General features: G+C 59.9%; 13 protein-coding genes. 2 read left to right on the top strand and 11 right to left on the bottom strand.

The annotated features are described in order from the left end of the window. Positions 1–51: 51 nt before the first annotated feature. The 10 genes from fdhF to MRBLRC7O_RS22730 all read right to left on the bottom strand — a co-directional run bounded on the left by fdhF (position 52) and on the right by MRBLRC7O_RS22730 (position 12,502). Positions 52–2,934 carry a formate dehydrogenase subunit alpha gene (fdhF, locus tag MRBLRC7O_RS22775; protein WP_020810956.1) on the bottom strand — a complete coding sequence of 961 codons (2,883 nt, stop codon included), beginning with the start codon at positions 2,932–2,934 and terminating at the stop codon, positions 52–54. Positions 2,935–2,938: 4 nt separating this feature from the next. Continuing rightward, on the bottom strand, positions 2,939–4,495 hold the full coding sequence (locus MRBLRC7O_RS22770; protein WP_112346355.1) for a formate dehydrogenase beta subunit: 1,557 nt from the start codon (positions 4,493–4,495) through the stop codon (positions 2,939–2,941). Continuing rightward, positions 4,492–4,971 (bottom strand): formate dehydrogenase subunit gamma, encoded by a 480-nt coding sequence (locus MRBLRC7O_RS22765; protein WP_031234029.1) that lies wholly within the window; start codon positions 4,969–4,971, stop codon positions 4,492–4,494. Before MRBLRC7O_RS22765 ends, MRBLRC7O_RS22770 begins: the two co-directional genes overlap by 4 nt. Positions 4,972–5,087: 116 nt before the next feature. Continuing rightward, a complete protein-coding gene (locus tag MRBLRC7O_RS22760) occupies positions 5,088–6,011 on the bottom strand; it encodes a LysR family transcriptional regulator (RefSeq protein ID WP_003505672.1) in 924 nt (307 codons plus the stop codon). Positions 6,012–6,197: 186 nt separating this feature from the next. Beyond that, positions 6,198–8,372 (bottom strand): putative bifunctional diguanylate cyclase/phosphodiesterase, encoded by a 2,175-nt coding sequence (locus tag MRBLRC7O_RS22755; protein WP_112493703.1) that lies wholly within the window; start codon positions 8,370–8,372, stop codon positions 6,198–6,200. A 228-nt stretch (positions 8,373–8,600) separates the two neighbouring features. Continuing rightward, positions 8,601–9,536: a 2-hydroxyacid dehydrogenase gene (locus MRBLRC7O_RS22750; protein WP_020810952.1), complete on the bottom strand. Its 936-nt coding sequence runs from the start codon at positions 9,534–9,536 to the stop codon at positions 8,601–8,603. Between the two features lie 23 nt (positions 9,537–9,559). Further along, entirely contained in the window at positions 9,560–10,291 is a 732-nt protein-coding gene (locus tag MRBLRC7O_RS22745) for an amino acid ABC transporter ATP-binding protein (protein ID WP_020810951.1), read from the bottom strand. Further along, complete coding sequence (locus MRBLRC7O_RS22740; RefSeq protein WP_020009852.1) at positions 10,272–10,931, bottom strand: amino acid ABC transporter permease; 660 nt, start codon at positions 10,929–10,931, stop codon at positions 10,272–10,274. Before MRBLRC7O_RS22740 ends, MRBLRC7O_RS22745 begins: the two co-directional genes overlap by 20 nt. After that, complete coding sequence (locus MRBLRC7O_RS22735; RefSeq protein WP_060727219.1) at positions 10,928–11,632, bottom strand: amino acid ABC transporter permease; 705 nt, start codon at positions 11,630–11,632, stop codon at positions 10,928–10,930. The genes MRBLRC7O_RS22740 and MRBLRC7O_RS22735 overlap by 4 nt, the downstream gene beginning before the upstream one ends. A gap of 66 nt (positions 11,633–11,698) precedes the next feature. Beyond that, positions 11,699–12,502 carry a transporter substrate-binding domain-containing protein gene (locus MRBLRC7O_RS22730; RefSeq protein ID WP_020810902.1) on the bottom strand — a complete coding sequence of 268 codons (804 nt, stop codon included), beginning with the start codon at positions 12,500–12,502 and terminating at the stop codon, positions 11,699–11,701. A gap of 294 nt (positions 12,503–12,796) precedes the next feature. On the opposite strand from MRBLRC7O_RS22730, the gene MRBLRC7O_RS22725 reads away from it, so the two are divergent. Both MRBLRC7O_RS22725 and MRBLRC7O_RS22720 read left to right on the top strand, forming a co-directional pair. Beyond that, positions 12,797–13,117, top strand: coding sequence for a hypothetical protein (locus tag MRBLRC7O_RS22725; RefSeq protein ID WP_003505663.1), 321 nt, complete (start codon positions 12,797–12,799; stop codon positions 13,115–13,117). A 157-nt stretch (positions 13,118–13,274) separates the two neighbouring features. Continuing rightward, positions 13,275–14,297: a LacI family DNA-binding transcriptional regulator gene (locus tag MRBLRC7O_RS22720; protein WP_031234012.1), complete on the top strand. Its 1,023-nt coding sequence runs from the start codon at positions 13,275–13,277 to the stop codon at positions 14,295–14,297. Between the two features lie 147 nt (positions 14,298–14,444). On the opposite strand, the gene MRBLRC7O_RS22715 is transcribed toward MRBLRC7O_RS22720, so the two are convergent. Beyond that, positions 14,445–15,473, bottom strand: coding sequence for a trans-3-hydroxy-L-proline dehydratase (locus tag MRBLRC7O_RS22715; RefSeq protein WP_080864429.1), 1,029 nt, complete (start codon positions 15,471–15,473; stop codon positions 14,445–14,447). Positions 15,474–15,557 lie beyond the last annotated feature (84 nt).

The following is a 15,557-nucleotide window of genomic DNA, read 5'->3' as shown; positions in this document are numbered from 1 at the left end:
CCGTCAGCCGACGCCTCTGTGTGTGACAAGGCCGGGCGCACCCGGCCCTCCTTATTCCGCCGCTTCGAGCTTGCCGGCGATGCGCCGTGCACGGCGGCCAAGCGCATCATATTCCTCCTGCCACTCGGTCGGCCCGTTGGAGGGCGAGACCTGCACGGCGGTCACCTTGTATTCGGGACAGTTGGTGGCCCAGTCGGAGAAGTCGGTGGTGATGACATTTGCCTGCGTGCCGGGGTGGTGGAAGGTCGTATAGACCACACCCGGCGCCACACGGTCGGTGATCAGCGCTCTCAGCGTCGTGTCTCCAGACCGGCTGCCGAGCTTGATCCAGTCGCCATCCTTCACGCCGCGCTGTTCAGCATCATGCGGATGGATTTCGAGACGATCCTCCTCGTGCCAGACGACGTTTTCGGTGCGCCGTGTCTGCGCCCCGACATTGTATTGCGACAGGATGCGGCCGGTGGTGAGCAGCAGCGGGAAACGCGGCCCGGTGCGTTCGTCCGTCGCCACATATTCCGTGCGGATGAACTTGCCCTTGCCACGCACGAAACCGTCCACATGCATGATCGGCGAACCGTCAGGGAACTTCTCGTTGCAGGGCCACTGCACCGAGCCCTTTTCTTCCAGATAGGCGTAGGAAACACTGGCAAAGCTCGGCGTCGTCGCGGCGATCTCATCCATGATCTCGGACGGATGGGCGTAATTCCACGCAAGACCCATGGCTTGCGCCAGCTTCTGCGTCACTTCCCAGTCGGCATAACCGTTCTTCGGCGACATGACCTTGCGCACGCGGTTGATACGGCGCTCGGCATTGGTGAAGGTGCCGTCCTTTTCAAGGAAGGTGGAACCCGGCAGGAAGACATGGGCATAATTCGCCGTCTCGTTCAGGAAGAGATCGTGCACCACGACACATTCCATGGCGGCGAGACCGGCGGACACATGTTTCGTATCCGGGTCGGATTGCAGAATGTCCTCGCCCTGAATGTAGATGCCCTTGAAGCTGCCATCCACGGCCGCATCGAGCATATTGGGGATACGCAACCCCGGCTCGTTGTTGAGCTTCACACCCCAGAGTTTCTCGAAGACGTCACGCGTCGCATCGTCTGAAATATGCCGGTAGCCCGGAAGCTCGTGCGGGAAAGACCCCATGTCGCAGGAGCCCTGCACATTGTTCTGGCCGCGCAGCGGATTGACGCCCACGCCCGGACGACCAATGTTGCCGGTCGCCATGGCCAGATTGGCGATCGCCATGACGGTGGTCGAACCCTGGCTGTGTTCGGTGACACCGAGACCATAATAAATCGCGCCATTGCCGCCCTTGGCATAAAGCCGGGCAGCACCACGCAGATCTTCCGCCGGAACGCCCGTAAAACGTTCCGTCTCTTCCGGGCTGTGCCGCGGCTCGGCCACGAAAGCCGCCCAGTCCTCGAATTCCGACCAGTCGCAGCGCTCGCGGATGAAGGCCTCGTTGAACAGCCCTTCCGTGACGATCACATGCGCCAGTGCCGTCAGCACGGCAACATTGGTTCCCGGAAGCAACGGCAGATGGAAAGCGGCCTCTACATGCGGCGTACGCACGAGATCGATGCGGCGCGGATCGATGACGATGAGTTTTGCGCCCTGACGCAGCCGCTTCTTCAGCCGCGAGCCGAAAACAGGGTGGCCATCCGTCGGATTGGCGCCGATCACAAGCACGACATCGGACTGCTCGACGCTGTCGAAATTCTGCGTGCCGGCGGAGGTGCCGAAAGCCTGCCCGAGACCATAACCCGTCGGCGAATGGCAGACGCGGGCGCAGGTATCGACGTTGTTATTACCGAAGCCGGCGCGGATGAGTTTCTGGACGAGGAAGGTTTCTTCATTCGTGCAGCGGGACGAGGTGATACCGCCGATGGATTCCCGGCCATATTGCCCCTGGATACGCCGGAACTCCGAGGCAACGTGAGAGAAGGCCTCCTCCCACGTGACTTCCCGCCATGGATCGCTGATCTTTTCGCGGATCATCGGGTTGAGAATGCGGTCCCTGTGGGTGGCGTAACCATAGGCAAAACGGCCCTTGACGCAGGAATGGCCGCGATTGGCCTGCCCGTCCTTCCACGGTACCATGCGCACCAGCTCTTCACCGCGCATTTCCGCCTTGAAGGAGCACCCCACACCGCAATAGGCGCAGGTCGTGACCATCGAATGTTCCGGCTGGCCAATCTCGATCACCGATTTTTCGGTAAGCGTCGCCGTCGGACAGGCCTGCACGCAGGCGCCGCAGGAAACGCAGTCGGAATCGAGGAAAGCCTCATGTGCGCCGGGCGAGACCCGGCTCTCAAAACCGCGCCCTTCGATCGTCAGTGCGAAGGTGCCCTGCACTTCCTCGCAGGCGCGCACGCAGCGGGAACAGACGATGCATTTGGAAGGATCGTAGGTGAAATAGGGATTGCTTTCGTCCTTCGGCATCCAGCGGGCATTGAGATCGCCATCACCGTCGCGGGCCTTGACGTGGTTGTCGCCTTCATAACCGTAACGCACATCGCGCAGGCCAACGGCACCCGCCATATCCTGCAGTTCGCAATCGCCATTGGCGGCGCAGGTCAGACAGTCAAGCGGGTGATCAGAGATATAAAGCTCCATCACGCCCTTGCGGATCTGCTTCAGCCGCTCCGTCTGCGTGTGCACGACGAGACCGGCAGCGACCGGCGTGGTGCAGGAGGCGGGGGTGCCATTGCGGCCCTCCACCTCGATAAGACAGAGGCGGCAGGAGCCGAAGGCATCCACCATATCGGTGGCGCAGAGCTTGGGAACATCGATGCCAGCTTCGCGCGAGGCGCGCATGATCGACGTTCCGGCCGGGACGGTTACCTGACGTCCGTCGATGGTGAGCGTCACCATGTCAGTCGCGAGGGATTTGGGGGTTCCATAGTCGAATTCTGTCACAAGGGCCATGGTCTTACTCCGCCGCTTCAACACGTGGGATGGGGGCAAAATCAGCAGGGAAATGCCGGAGCGCGCTCATCACTGGATAGGGCGTGAAGCCGCCGAGCGCGCAGAGCGAACCGAATTTCATGGTTTCGCAGAGGTCTTCGAGGAGTGCGGTGTTTTTCTCCCGCTCGATGCCGAGCGCGATCTTGTCCACCGTCTCGACGCCACGCGTCGAGCCGATGCGACAGGGCGTGCACTTGCCGCAGCTTTCGACGGCACAGAACTCAAGCGCAAACCGCGCCTGACGGAGCATGTCGGCCGTGTCATCGAAAACCACGATACCCGCATGGCCGATCAGGCCACCGGCAGCGGTAAAGGCCTCGTAGTCGAAGGTCGTGTCGAATAAGGAAACCGGGAAATAGGCCCCGAGCGGACCACCCACCTGCACCGCCTTGACGGGGCGGCCGGTGATCGTGCCGCCGCCGATATCATTGACGAGCTGTCCGAGCGGCAGGCCGAAGGCGGTCTCGTAAAGCCCGCCATGTTTGATGTTTCCGGCAAGCTGGATCGGGATCGTGCCATGCGAACGGCCAACGCCGAAATCGCGATAAAACGCCGCGCCGCGATCCATGATGACCGGAATGGAGGCGAGCGAAATGACATTGTTGACGACGGTGGGCTTGCCGAACAGACCCTGCAGGGCAGGCAGCGGCGGCTTGGCGCGCACCGTGCCGCGTTTGCCTTCAAGACTGTTCAGAAGCGAGGTTTCCTCGCCGCAGACATAAGCGCCCGCGCCCATGCGTACTTCCATATCAAAGGCGCGGCCGGAGCCGAGCACGGACGGGCCAAGAATGCCTTCGCGCCGGGCGATCTCGATCGCCTGTTCCATGACCTTGATAGCGTAAGGATATTCCGAACGCGTATAGATGAAGCCCCTCGTCGCGCCGACGGCAAGGCCGGCAATCGCCATGCCTTCGATCAGCACGAAGGGATCACCTTCCATGATCATGCGGTCGGCAAAGGTGCCGCTATCGCCCTCGTCCGCATTGCAGACGATGTATTTCTGGTCGGCGACCGCATCCGCAACGGTCTTCCATTTGATACCCGTCGGGAAACCCGCGCCGCCACGTCCGCGCAGGCCGCTCTCGGTCACCTGGGCAACAATGTCCAGCGGCGCCATGGCGACGGCTTTTTCGAGACCTTTCATGCCCTGATAAGCGCGATAGTCCTCAAGCGACAGCGGATCGGTGACGCCACAACGCGCAAATGTGAGACGCGTCTGGCTTTTCAGGAATGGGATATCCTTGGTTGGCCCGAGACAGAGACGATGCTCGCCGCCGGTGAGAAACCCTGCATCGAAGAGCGAAGCAACGTCGCTTGCCTTGACCGGTCCGTAGGCAATACGGCCATGTTCGGTGCGCACTTCCACAAGCACTTCAAGCCAGAGCATGCCGCGCGAACCGTTGCGGACAATATGCACATCAAGATTGCGGCTGGTCGCCTCGCGGGTGATCGCTTCGGCCACGCGGTTTGCGCCAACAGCCAGCGCGGCGGAATCGCCGGGAATAAAAATGGTGACACTCATCGGCGCGCCTCCGCCAGAATGTCGCCAAGACAATCCTCGTCAAGACGGGCATGGACTTCGCCGTCCAGCATCAGGGCCGGCGCCTGAGCGCAAAGCCCGAGGCAGAAGACGGGTTCCAGCGTGACAGAGCCGTCAGCGGCGGTTTCGTGCCAGTCGAGGCCGAGCCGGGTCTTGATGGTGTCCGCAAGAGGCTCGCCACCCATCGACTGGCAGGCCTCGGCGCGACAGAGCTTTAAGACATGTCGGCCGGAAGAATGATCGCGAAAATCGGGATAGAAGGTTATGACGCCATGGACTTCCGCGCGTGAGATGTTCAACGCGGATGCGATGATCTGTTTGGCGCTTTCCGGGATGTAGCCGAATTCTTCCTGCACCGCGTGCAGAATGGGCAACAGCGGCCCCTCCAGGTGGAGATGTTCGTCAATGACGGCGGAAACACGGGCCGCCTCATCTGCGGCAACCGCTCTGATATTCATAAGCCAGTCCTCCCAAACCGACGGGGCAAGGAATGATGAGCGGGATATAGTGAAATCCCTTCGCAGCCCCTGCATCGTTTGGAAGAATGTCGAGATGGGCGGGATCAGGTCAATAATCAGTTTCCGTCAGTTGATAGGAAATTCCTATCAAACGCCTTTTCCGCGGCCCGTTGACGGGCCTCGTGAAGCAGCGCGGAAACAAGCGGCGTGTGTGGTTCGCGGTGTGTGGCAATCAAGCCCACGAGATGCTCCGCGTCCGGTTCGGTGATCGGAATGATTTTTATCTGTTTCGGGAAACCAAATGATTCCGCAAGGTTACGCGGCATTATTGAAGCCCATTGTCCGGTTCGTATATGGGAAAACAGCACGATCATGGAGTTGGATTCGAGCGTCGGCTTTGCCTCCACGCCTGCCTCGGCCATATGCTTGTTGATGATGCGGCGATTCTGCATATCCGAAGTCAATAGGCATAGCCTAAGACCGGAAACCTGCTTCCAGGTAACGCTTTCCTGATCGGCGAGCGGCGTTCCGCCTGCCGTGATGAGGTGATATCGCTCCGAATAAAGCGGTACCGTGGTCACTCGACCAAGTGGTTCGTTGTCGAGATAGCTGATTCCCGCATCGATCTCGAGGTTTTCGATCTGGCTCAACACCTGAAGCGAGGTGCGCGACGTGACTGAAAAGGTCACATCAGGATGACGCGCCTGGAAGGACTCCGTCAATCGCGGGACCATCGCAAGCGCCGTCGGAATGACGGCAAGCCGGATGTGGCCCGCCAGACCCTTGCGGGCTGCGCGCATTTCCTCACGCATGGTGCGCGTATCGCCAACGATGCGGCGCGCCCATTCGAGGACACGCTGGCCCTCCGGTGTCAGCCCCTGAAAACGCGCCGCACGCACCACCAGAACGACACCCAGTTGGTCCTCCAGCTGCCGGATCGCAGCCGAGAGACTGGGTTGGGAAACGCCGCACTCCTCCGCGGCACGGCCGAAATGCTCTGCTCGCGCCAATGCAATGAAAAATTCCAGCTTGTCGATCATGCATCCTCCCGCGTGACTCGCGACCATGCGGATGGTGCGAGCAGAAGAACACTAAAGCGAGGCGGGGAAACCCGCAAATGGATGCGGGTATTTTCCTGCAAACCGTGCGCTGACGACAAGACCAAATTCCCTCAAACGGGGACAGCCACGTCTGGCCGATTTGAAACAATCGGCCGCCGGGGCAGCCTATTTGCTGTCTTCGGTTAAGCCGGTGGGGAATATCGTCTTCTTCGCCAGCATGTCTTCAATCACCTCTGCGGGCACCGGCCGGCTGAAATAATAACCCTGGCCATAGGGGCAACCGGCATCACGCAGAAATGCCGCCTGTTCGCCGGCTTCCACACCTTCGGCAATGACATCGATACCCAGAGACCCGGCAAGCTGGATCATGATCGAGACGATGGCGCTGTCCTTGGTTTTTTTGGGCAGGTGGGTGAGAAACGAGCGGTCTATCTTCATGCAGGACAGCGGAAAGGTCTTCAGCATGCCAAGACAGGAATAACCGATCCCGAAATCATCCAACGCCAGGCTGACACCCATCTGTTTGATGGCCCGCATGATCCGGACCGATGTTTCGACATCCTGAATGATGAGCGTCTCGGTGATTTCGATTTCCAGGAGCGATGGAGCAAGGCCGGTTTCCTTCAGCACCGACCTGATCTGCTGCACCAGCCCGCCCTGAAACTGCCGCGGCGAGATATTGACCGCCATCTTGACGGGCAAGAGGCCGGCGGCCGCCCATGCCTGCGCCTGACGACAGGCCTTCCTGAGAATGCTTTCTCCGAGTTCCACGATCAGCCCGGTTTCTTCCGCAAGCCCGATGAATTCCGCAGGGCCAAGCAAACCTTCCGTGGGGTGCTGCCAGCGCACCAGCGCCTCCACGCCGCTGATTGCGCCACTGACAAGATCGACCTGCGGCTGGAAGTGCAGCACGAACTCGTCTCTCTTCACGGCCTTGCGCAATTCCTCGATGCGGGTGAACTTCTTCCTCAGATCATCCGCCATATTGGGGGTGAAGGTGGCAATGCTGTCGCGCCCCTTATGTTTGGCTTCATACATGGCAAGATCGGCGGCCGCGACGATTTCCGCCGTGGTTTCCCCATGCTCCGGGAAAAAGGCCATGCCGATGCTGCATGTGACCTTGATATCGTAATTACCAATGCGCAATGGCTGCGAGACCGCGGCACGGATGCGCTGCAGCCGGGCTTCTACATCGTTCCTGCCTTCTTCAAGAATGATGACGAATTCATCCCCGCCTACCCGGAGAACGAGATCGTTTTTCCGGAGGCTTTTCGCAATGCGCTCGGCGGTTTTCGACAAAAGCGTATCGCCGATGCTGTGGCCGAGCGTATCGTTGATCTGCTTGAAATTGTCGAGATCGAGGAAGCCGATGCCGACCCGTCGGTGCGTCTTTGCCGCCGCCGCCAAAATTTCAGGCAATCTCGTATCGAGGAAACGACGGTTTGGCAGCCGGGTCAGCATGTCGTGATCAGCCAGAAAGGCGATATGTTCCGACGCCCTTTTGCGGTCAATCGCCAGGCCCGCCATACGCGCCGCAGCACCGATAAACTCCAGCAGCGCCGCCTCCGGCTTGCGGCTGGCCAGCATGCACCAGACGAAACCATGCGCCTTGCCTTCGCTGGCGGGGATATCGAAACTGAAGGCGATGTGTTCTGCCGGATGGGTGAGGCACTCAGGATCACTGACGCTGGAAACAAGTGCGGCCAGCCCCTCCTCCTGCGCAAGTGCGGGCGAGGCATAAACGGAGGGCTCCCCATCTGCCGCATCAAACACCCGCACGGCGCAGGCCAGTCCGGTTGCGAGATTTTCGATGGCCTTGACGAACTCCTCGAGAAAATCCTCAATACGCGCGGCGGCGACGATCATTTCCAGAATATGCGCCTGCGCCTGAAGCAGTCTCTCCGAAGCCTTTTTCTGGGTTATATCCCGCGAGGCGCCGACCACGCCGATGATGTTGCCAGCCTTGTCCTTCAGCGGCACGCGCGACATCATGAGCCAGCGGTCGATATCACCGCGCATGGCGCGTTCCTCGTAACCGAGATCCGGTTCGCCGGTGCGCATGACCCGCGCCTCGGTATCGGGAATGCCGGCACGCCGCGCTGCCTCACCGTTAATATCGTAATCGGTGAGCCCGATCAGTTGCTCGACCGTATCAAAGCCGTTTTCGGTGACGATGGCGCGATTGGCGAAAAGGAAGCGTCCTTCCAGATCCTTGGCATAGATAAAATCCGGTACGTGGTCGATCATCGCTTCCAGAAGCGCGTGCCGGTCGGAAGGATTGGCATTCTCGCTCATGGCAGGAGTGGCAGATGGCGTGACGCCGCGCTTTTTTCGCGGCATCAGGTTCTGCTCGGCTGTCTTCGGGCCTTTGGAACGCACCTCTCCGCCTCATTACTTTGCAAGGAAGCAGAATAGTAGGTTTATACGTATTATATAAATATGAACGGCGAAAAGAGATTGCCGGGAAACCTGCCTTTTGCAACTGGCTCCATGACGTCCCGCCTGCCTGAATAGGAACGGCGCAGCAGAAGCTGCGCCGTCAGCCTATAGGAGGCAATTCGTTGTCCGTCACACAACCGGCGTCGGCAGCTCTTTGCCGGCAAAATGCGCATCGAGATTGGCGAGAACAAGATCGGCCATGGCGCGCCGCGTCTGGTGCGTGCCGCTGCCGACATGCGGGGCGAGTGTGACGTTATCGAAGGCGAAAAGCGCTTCCGGCACCCGCGGCTCATCCTCGAAGACATCCAGCGCCGCGCCACCGACTACGCCGTTCGAAAGCGCTTCGACCAACGCCTTCTCATCCACCAGCGAACCGCGCGCCACATTGACGAGCACACCCTGCGGTCCAAGCGCCTTCAGCACATCCGCATTGACGATATGGCGCGTTTCTGCAGTGGCGGCGGCGGCGATGATCAGCACGTCGCAATTGGCAGCCAGCGCTTCGATGCTGTCATGATAATCATAGGCGACATCGCGACGGCTTCTCGCCGTGTAGGAAATGCGCGCATCAAAACCCTCAAGCCGCTTTGCGATCGCCTGACCGATGCGGCCAAGGCCGAAAATGCCGTAACGGCGGCCGGCCACACGGGTGGAAAGCCCCATATCGCCCTTCAGCCATTGGCCGGTGCGCACATGCTGATCCGCCTGCGGCAGCTTGCGCGCCTGCGCCAAAACGAGGCCAAGCGCGAGGTCGGCGACATCGGCCGTCAGCACGTCTGGCGTATTGGAGACGCGGAAGCCGCGCCGTTTCGCGTCAGTCAGATCGACCTTGTCGAAACCAACGCCGTTGATGGCGACGATTTCAAGATTGGAAAGCGCCGCGCCGATATCCGCCGGCAGGCCGATATGGCCGCCGGTGACGACGCCGCGGATCGCCGCGCCCTTTTCAGCAAGGAACGCCGCCTTGTCTGCGGCTTCGAACAGGCGATGCACGGTGAAGCGCTCGGCAAGTTCCTGTTCCAGTGCCGGGATAAGCGGGCACAGTTGCACGATTTCAGTGGTCATGGAGTTTCCTTTGCGCCGGTGAACTACTTCACATCGGCCTTGACGAATTGCCGGAGTTCCGGCGTTTGCGGATTGGCGAACAATTCAGAAGAACGGCCCTGCTCCCAGATCTTGCCCTTGTGCATGAAGATGGTCTCGGTCGCCACGCGGCGCGCAAAAGCCATTTCATGGGTGACGAGGATCATGGTCATGCCGTCTTTCGCGAGGTTTTCCATCACGGTCAGCACTTCCTCGGTCAGCTCGGGATCGAGTGCTGAGGTCACCTCGTCGAACAGCATCACCTTCGGCCGCATGGCAAGCGAGCGGGCAATCGCCACGCGCTGCTGCTGGCCGCCGGAAAGCTGGTCGGGATAGGAATCGAATTTCTCCGACAGGCCGACGAGTTGCAGAACCTCGCGGGCAATGTCCTTCGTTTCCGATTTTGCCACATCCTTGACGATGCGCGGAGCGAGCATGATGTTTTCGCCGACCGTCAGATGCGGGAAAAGATTGTAGCTCTGGAACACGATGCCAACATCGGTGCGCAGCTTGCGCAGCGCTGTGGCATCTCCGCCCAGCGCATGGCCGGCGATTTCGATGCGGCCCGAATTGATCTTCTCCAACCCGTTCATGCAGCGCAGCAGCGTGCTCTTGCCCGAGCCGGAGCGGCCGATGAGGGCGAAAACTTCACCACGGCCGACCGTCAGCGACACGCCTTTGAGGACTTCCAGAGCGCCAAAGCTCTTGTGAACGTTTTCAACGATTACTTCCGGCATGAAGCCTCCTTTCCAGCCAACGAGACAGCTGGGACAACGGGTAGCAGACGATGAAATAAAGCACGGCCACCGCGACGAAGACGCGGAACGGCTGGAACGTGGCATTGTTGATGAGCTGCCCCGCTCTCGCCAGTTCGACGAAACCGATGATCGATGCGATGGACGTATTCTTGACGACCTGAACGGCAAAACCGACGGTCGGCGGCAGGGAAATGCGGATCGCCTGCGGCAGGATGACGTAGCGATATTGCTGGGCGCGGGTAAGCGCCAGCGATTCCGATGCTTCCCACTGCTGCTTCGGCACCGCCTGGATGCAGCCGCGCCAGATTTCGGCGAGATAACCCGACGTATAGATCGTCATCGATGCGCCGGCGGCAATCAGTGGCGGCAGTTCCAGTCCGGCAAGGCTGAGGCCGTAATAGGACAGGAACAGGATCATCAGCACCGGAATACCCTGAATAACCTGGATATAGGTGCCGGCGGCAATGCGCAGCGCCTTGAAATTCGAGGTGCGGGCCAGCGCCACGAAGAAACCGACGAGGCCACCGCCGATGAGCGCAATGATCGTCAGAAGCACGGTCCATTGCAGGGCGGTCAGCAGGAAGCCGAACTCGTTCCAGCCGAAAGTTCGAAGAGTCATGACTGCACCTCCGGCATGGCGGTCATCGTCTTGCGGGCCACGCGGCGGCCGAACAGCCACATGCCGACAAGGGCAAGGATGAGCCGCAGGCTGAGCGCCAGCGCAAGATAGATGAGCGTGACGACGATATAGACCTCGAAGGAGCGATAGGTCTGCGATTCCACGAAGGCTGCGGCGGCCGCAAGCTCATGGGTGGAAATGGCCGAGCATATGCTCGATGCCAGCATCATCAGCACAAACTGGCTGCAAAGCGAGGGATAGACCTTGGCGATGGCAGGCACGAGGATGACGTGACGGTAGATCTGGTATTTTGTGAAGCCCAGAGCCTCGCCCGCCTCGATCTGCGACTTGTGCACCGCCTCGATGCCGGCGCGGATGATTTCCGTCGAATAGGCAGCAAGATTGATCGTCATGCCGATCAGCGCTGCCGTATCCGCCCCGACGCGAAAGCCGAGACCGGGCAAACCGAAATAGACGATGAAAAGCTGCACCAGAAACGGCGTGTTGCGGATCACCTCCACATAACCGTCCACGATGATACGGACGATGCCGCCATTGATGGAGCGCAGCGAGGCTAGAAGAATTCCGAAAGCGCAGCCCAGCACGATGGAGAGGACCGACAGCTTGATCGTCAGCCATATGCCGTTCAGAATCTCATTCTGATATTGGGCGAGCGCGCCGAATTGAAAAGTATAGGACATGCGTCACTCCGTTGACATTTCCCGGCCCGCCGGAATGTTCCCCGGCGGGCGCGTTGAAAGGCTCAATCAGAAGCTTGGCAATTGCGGCAGCGGACGGCCGGTCCACTTCACCGAGATACGGTCGAGATCGCCCGACATCTTCATGAGATAGATGGAAGTGTTCAGCCACTGACGCAGCTCGAAATCCTCGATCTTCGTCGCCATGGAATTGCCCTGCTGGAAGAAGGTGAAACCAACCTGCAGACCGGCTTCCGGACGCTGCTTGATGATCGCTTCGCCAACCGTGGACGGCAGGGCCACGGCATCTACCTGACCAGCAAGCAGAGCCTGGGCGCTGGTGGAATCGTCCTCATAGACAACGATTTCAAGACCTTCGACATTAGCCTTGCGCAGCGCGGTTTCCTGCGAGGAACCGCGATTGACCGAAACGCGCTTGCCCTTGAGGCTGTCGAGATTTTCGAACTTCTGGTCCTTGCCGGAGATGATGTCCATGTTGAACGCGCTGTAGGGCTGCGTGAACATGACGGTCTTGGCGCGTTCGCCGGTCGGCGCAAGCGTCGCGACAAGGAAATCGACCTTGCCGGTCTGAAGTGCCGGGATACGCGCCGGCGGTGTCAGCGGCACCAGTTCCACCGGCAGCGACAGGTAAGAGCCGATCAGATTGGCGACATCAACGTCATAACCGGAAGGATTGCCCTTCTCGTCCACCATGCCCATCGGCGGTGCACCGGTGAGAACGCCGATCTTGACCTTGCCACGCGCCGTGATCTCGCTGAGCGAGACGGCATGGGCGGACGTGGTGGCAGCAAGCGAAGCTGCGACAACACCGACTGCAACGGTCATGTTCTTCAGAAATCTGGATATGCTCATGGTTTCTCCTCCAACCCTATAGTGGCTGCCCAAAGTGGAACAGCGGCCTTGCGCAAACCGGAAAATGTTCTCGATAACATTTTAACGCGATTGACTAAAAACTCCTCCCAAGAAACCGCGAAAGCACAAAACCAGATGAATTCCCTATGAAATTCAACAATTTCGGCTGGTTATCGATTTTCCTCTGCTCGACACCGTTTCACGTTCTTGGCAGGACCAATAATGCATGTTATCGGTATCATTGCAAGTCCGATCTACAGAACTGTTTCGGTCGGCATTCATTCGGGAGGAAACATGTACACACGCTCGGCAATTTTCGAAGGCAGGATTCACCCCGGTCGGGAGGAGGAGTTTTTCCGCATCGTCGAGGAGAAACTGCTGCCGGTCTGGAAGCGCATGCCGAACGCGCAGGCCGTGCGGGTGATGCGCACCGAGCGCACCGACCCGGATGCGGCCTCGATCATCATGGTGCAGGAAATCGACTATCCGTCGATGGAGGCGGTGGAGGAAGCACTGGTTTCTCCCGTCCGGCTGGAAGGCCGCGTGCTGACGGATGAGATGATGAGCATGTGCGACGGCCGCTTTTACCATCTGGTCTATAGCCGCGTCGCATAAATCCGGTGCACGCCGCACCGATCTGCAATCATGCGGCGTGCTTTCCCTTGATATCTTCGTGTATGTCTTGTCCTGAACCGGTTCGAATTTAGGGAGACATGCTTTGGTGGAGCGCACGCCCTTGGCCGCAGCGTTAGTCACGTCAAAAAAAGCTACCATGAGCGACGTCTCGAAACTCGCGGGCGTCTCCAAGATGACCGTCTCGCGGGTGCTGGCCGATCCTGCGCTGGTGTCTGAAGAGACACGCCAGAAGGTGATGAAGGCCATCGAGAAGCTCGGTTATGTGCCGGATCGAATCGCCGGATCGCTTTCCTCCCGCCGTACCAATTTCATCACCGCCATCCTGCCGACGCTCACCAACTCCAACTTCGCCGATAGCGCTCAAGGGCTCGCCAATGCGCTGCGCGCGGCCGACTACCAGTTGCTGATCGGTTACACCATGTACGATCTGCAGGAGGAAGAGCGCGTCATCCGCACCATGATGGAGCGCCGCCCCGACGCCATTGTCGTCGCCGGCACGGTGCATACCAAGATGGCAAGCGAAGTCTTGATGCGCGCCGGTATCCCCATCGTGGAAATCTGGGACGTTCCCGAACATCCGATCGATCATGCTGTCGGTTTTTCCAATTACGAAGTGGGAAGAACCGCCGCCAAACATCTGATATCACTTGGATTTAAAAGAATCGGCGCGCTCGGCTCAAGAGCCGATGGCGACGTGAAGGACTGGCGCGGCGAAACCCGCCTTCTCGGTTTTGGCGCGGCGCTGCGCGAAGCCGGCATTGCCGACGACCTTATCATTCGCGAAGGCAGTGCGCCGGTCTCCTATGACCACGGGGCAAAGACGCTCGGCTCGCTGCTGGCCAAGGCCCCGGATGTCGAGGCCATCTTCGCCGTCTCGGATATTTCCGCCGTCGGCGCACTGATGGAATGTCATCGCCGCGGCATTCATGTGCCCGAACGCATTTCCATCCTCGGTTTTGGCGATTTCGATATCGGCAGGCAATGTTATCCGGCGATTTCTACGATCAGGGTCGACGCCCAGATGATCGGCCGCAAGGCGGGCGAATTGCTGCTTTCGATATTGGAGGCAGAAAAGGACGCTGCCATTCCCGAGGGTGCACGGGTGGATGTCGGGTTCGAGCTGATCGTGCGGGAGACGACGAAGCGGGCGGGCGGCTAATCCACTCTCTTCCCTCACTCCTGTGCTTGTCACAGGAACCCAGCCGACGTGCGTCTGCGCGGCGAAAGGGATTTTTCAGCCCAAGGACTTGGGCTGACTGGATCCCTGTGACAAGCACAGGGATGAGAGAAGCGCGGTGTATCGCCCTTACCGCGCGCCCCAGGTATCCGTCAGCCGATACCCCTCCGGCCATGGATCAGAGGGATCAAGCATGTGCTGGTGGATGCCGGTAATCCAGCCGCGGCCGGAGATTTCCGGCAGGATGGCCGGACGGTCGCCGACCTTGGTGGTCCCAAGAATACGGCCGGTGAAGGTGGAACCGATCAGCGACACCGCCGTCAGCGTTTCGCCTTCCTTCATTTCGCCGCGCGCATGCAGCACCGCCATGCGGGCCGAAAGCGCCGTGCCGGTCGGCGAACGATCGACCTTGCCCGGCTGGATGGCGACTGCCGCCCCTGCCCGCAGACCCTCCGCCGTGCGCTCCACCTTGCCCGCGAACAGGCAGAATGAAAAATGCCGCCAGTCCGGGTTTTCGGGATGGTCGAAGCCCAAAGCCTTGTTGGCGGCATTGGTGATGCGCACGCCGAGGCGGGCAATGTCATGCGCCTCTTCCGGCTTCAGTCTGAAACCCATAGCCTCGGCATCGACGATGACGAAGCTGTCGCCGCCATAAGCGGTATCCACCTTCAGCATACCGAGGCCCTCAACCTCGAGTTCGGCATCGAGTTTCGCGGCAAAGCTCGGGAGGTTCTGCACGAAAATGCGTTCGGCCTTGCCGTTGCGGCATTCGGCACGCACTTTTACCAGCCCGCCGGGGGCTTCCAGAAGCATATGGGTTTCCGGTTCCTGCATCGGCACGATGCCGCCATCCAGAAGCACGGTGGAGACGCAGATGGAGTTGGAGCCGGACATGGGCGGCGTGTCTTCCGGCTCCATGATGATGAAGGCGGCGTCCGCGTCAGGATGTTTCGGCGGCACCAGCAGGTTGACGTGGCGGAACACGCCGCCGCGCGGCTCGTTGAGCACAAAATTGCGCAGGGTCTCATCGCGGGCGATGAAACGGCTCTGTTCCCAGATCGTCTCACCCGGTGGCGGCTTTACGCCGCCGACGATCACATCCCCCACCTCGCCTTCCGCATGGGCGGAGATGACGTGAACGGTCTTGATACTGCGCATTGAATTCTCCTCAAGAGCATTTCCAGTAAAAGTGCGTAGCGGTTTTACGTCCGGAAAATGCGGAAAACGAAAGATCGAGAGCGC

Source organism: Agrobacterium radiobacter (assembly GCF_040801995.1).
Lineage (GTDB): Bacteria > Pseudomonadota > Alphaproteobacteria > Rhizobiales > Rhizobiaceae > Agrobacterium > Agrobacterium radiobacter.
The sequence above is the reverse complement of the archived record's forward strand: the minus strand, read 5'-3'. Positions and strand labels throughout refer to the sequence as shown.

Excerpts from the sequence above, each read along its gene's own strand:
- MRBLRC7O_RS22720 (WP_031234012.1), top strand. The coding sequence starts at position 13,275 with ATGAGCGACGTCTCGAAACTCGCGGGCGTCTCCAAGATGACCGTCTCG.
- MRBLRC7O_RS22725 (WP_003505663.1), top strand. The coding sequence starts at position 12,797 with ATGTACACACGCTCGGCAATTTTCGAAGGCAGGATTCACCCCGGTCGG.
- MRBLRC7O_RS22770 (WP_112346355.1), bottom strand. The coding sequence starts at position 4,495 with ATGAGTGTCACCATTTTTATTCCCGGCGATTCCGCCGCGCTGGCTGTT.
- MRBLRC7O_RS22765 (WP_031234029.1), bottom strand. The coding sequence starts at position 4,971 with ATGAATATCAGAGCGGTTGCCGCAGATGAGGCGGCCCGTGTTTCCGCC.
- MRBLRC7O_RS22715 (WP_080864429.1), bottom strand. The coding sequence starts at position 15,473 with ATGCGCAGTATCAAGACCGTTCACGTCATCTCCGCCCATGCGGAAGGC.
- MRBLRC7O_RS22735 (WP_060727219.1), bottom strand. The coding sequence starts at position 11,632 with ATGTCCTATACTTTTCAATTCGGCGCGCTCGCCCAATATCAGAATGAG.
- MRBLRC7O_RS22755 (WP_112493703.1), bottom strand. The coding sequence starts at position 8,372 with ATGCCGCGAAAAAAGCGCGGCGTCACGCCATCTGCCACTCCTGCCATG.
- MRBLRC7O_RS22745 (WP_020810951.1), bottom strand. The coding sequence starts at position 10,291 with ATGCCGGAAGTAATCGTTGAAAACGTTCACAAGAGCTTTGGCGCTCTG.
- MRBLRC7O_RS22740 (WP_020009852.1), bottom strand. The coding sequence starts at position 10,931 with ATGACTCTTCGAACTTTCGGCTGGAACGAGTTCGGCTTCCTGCTGACC.
- fdhF (WP_020810956.1), bottom strand. The coding sequence starts at position 2,934 with ATGGCCCTTGTGACAGAATTCGACTATGGAACCCCCAAATCCCTCGCG.
- MRBLRC7O_RS22730 (WP_020810902.1), bottom strand. The coding sequence starts at position 12,502 with ATGAGCATATCCAGATTTCTGAAGAACATGACCGTTGCAGTCGGTGTT.
- MRBLRC7O_RS22760 (WP_003505672.1), bottom strand. The coding sequence starts at position 6,011 with ATGATCGACAAGCTGGAATTTTTCATTGCATTGGCGCGAGCAGAGCAT.
- MRBLRC7O_RS22750 (WP_020810952.1), bottom strand. The coding sequence starts at position 9,536 with ATGACCACTGAAATCGTGCAACTGTGCCCGCTTATCCCGGCACTGGAA.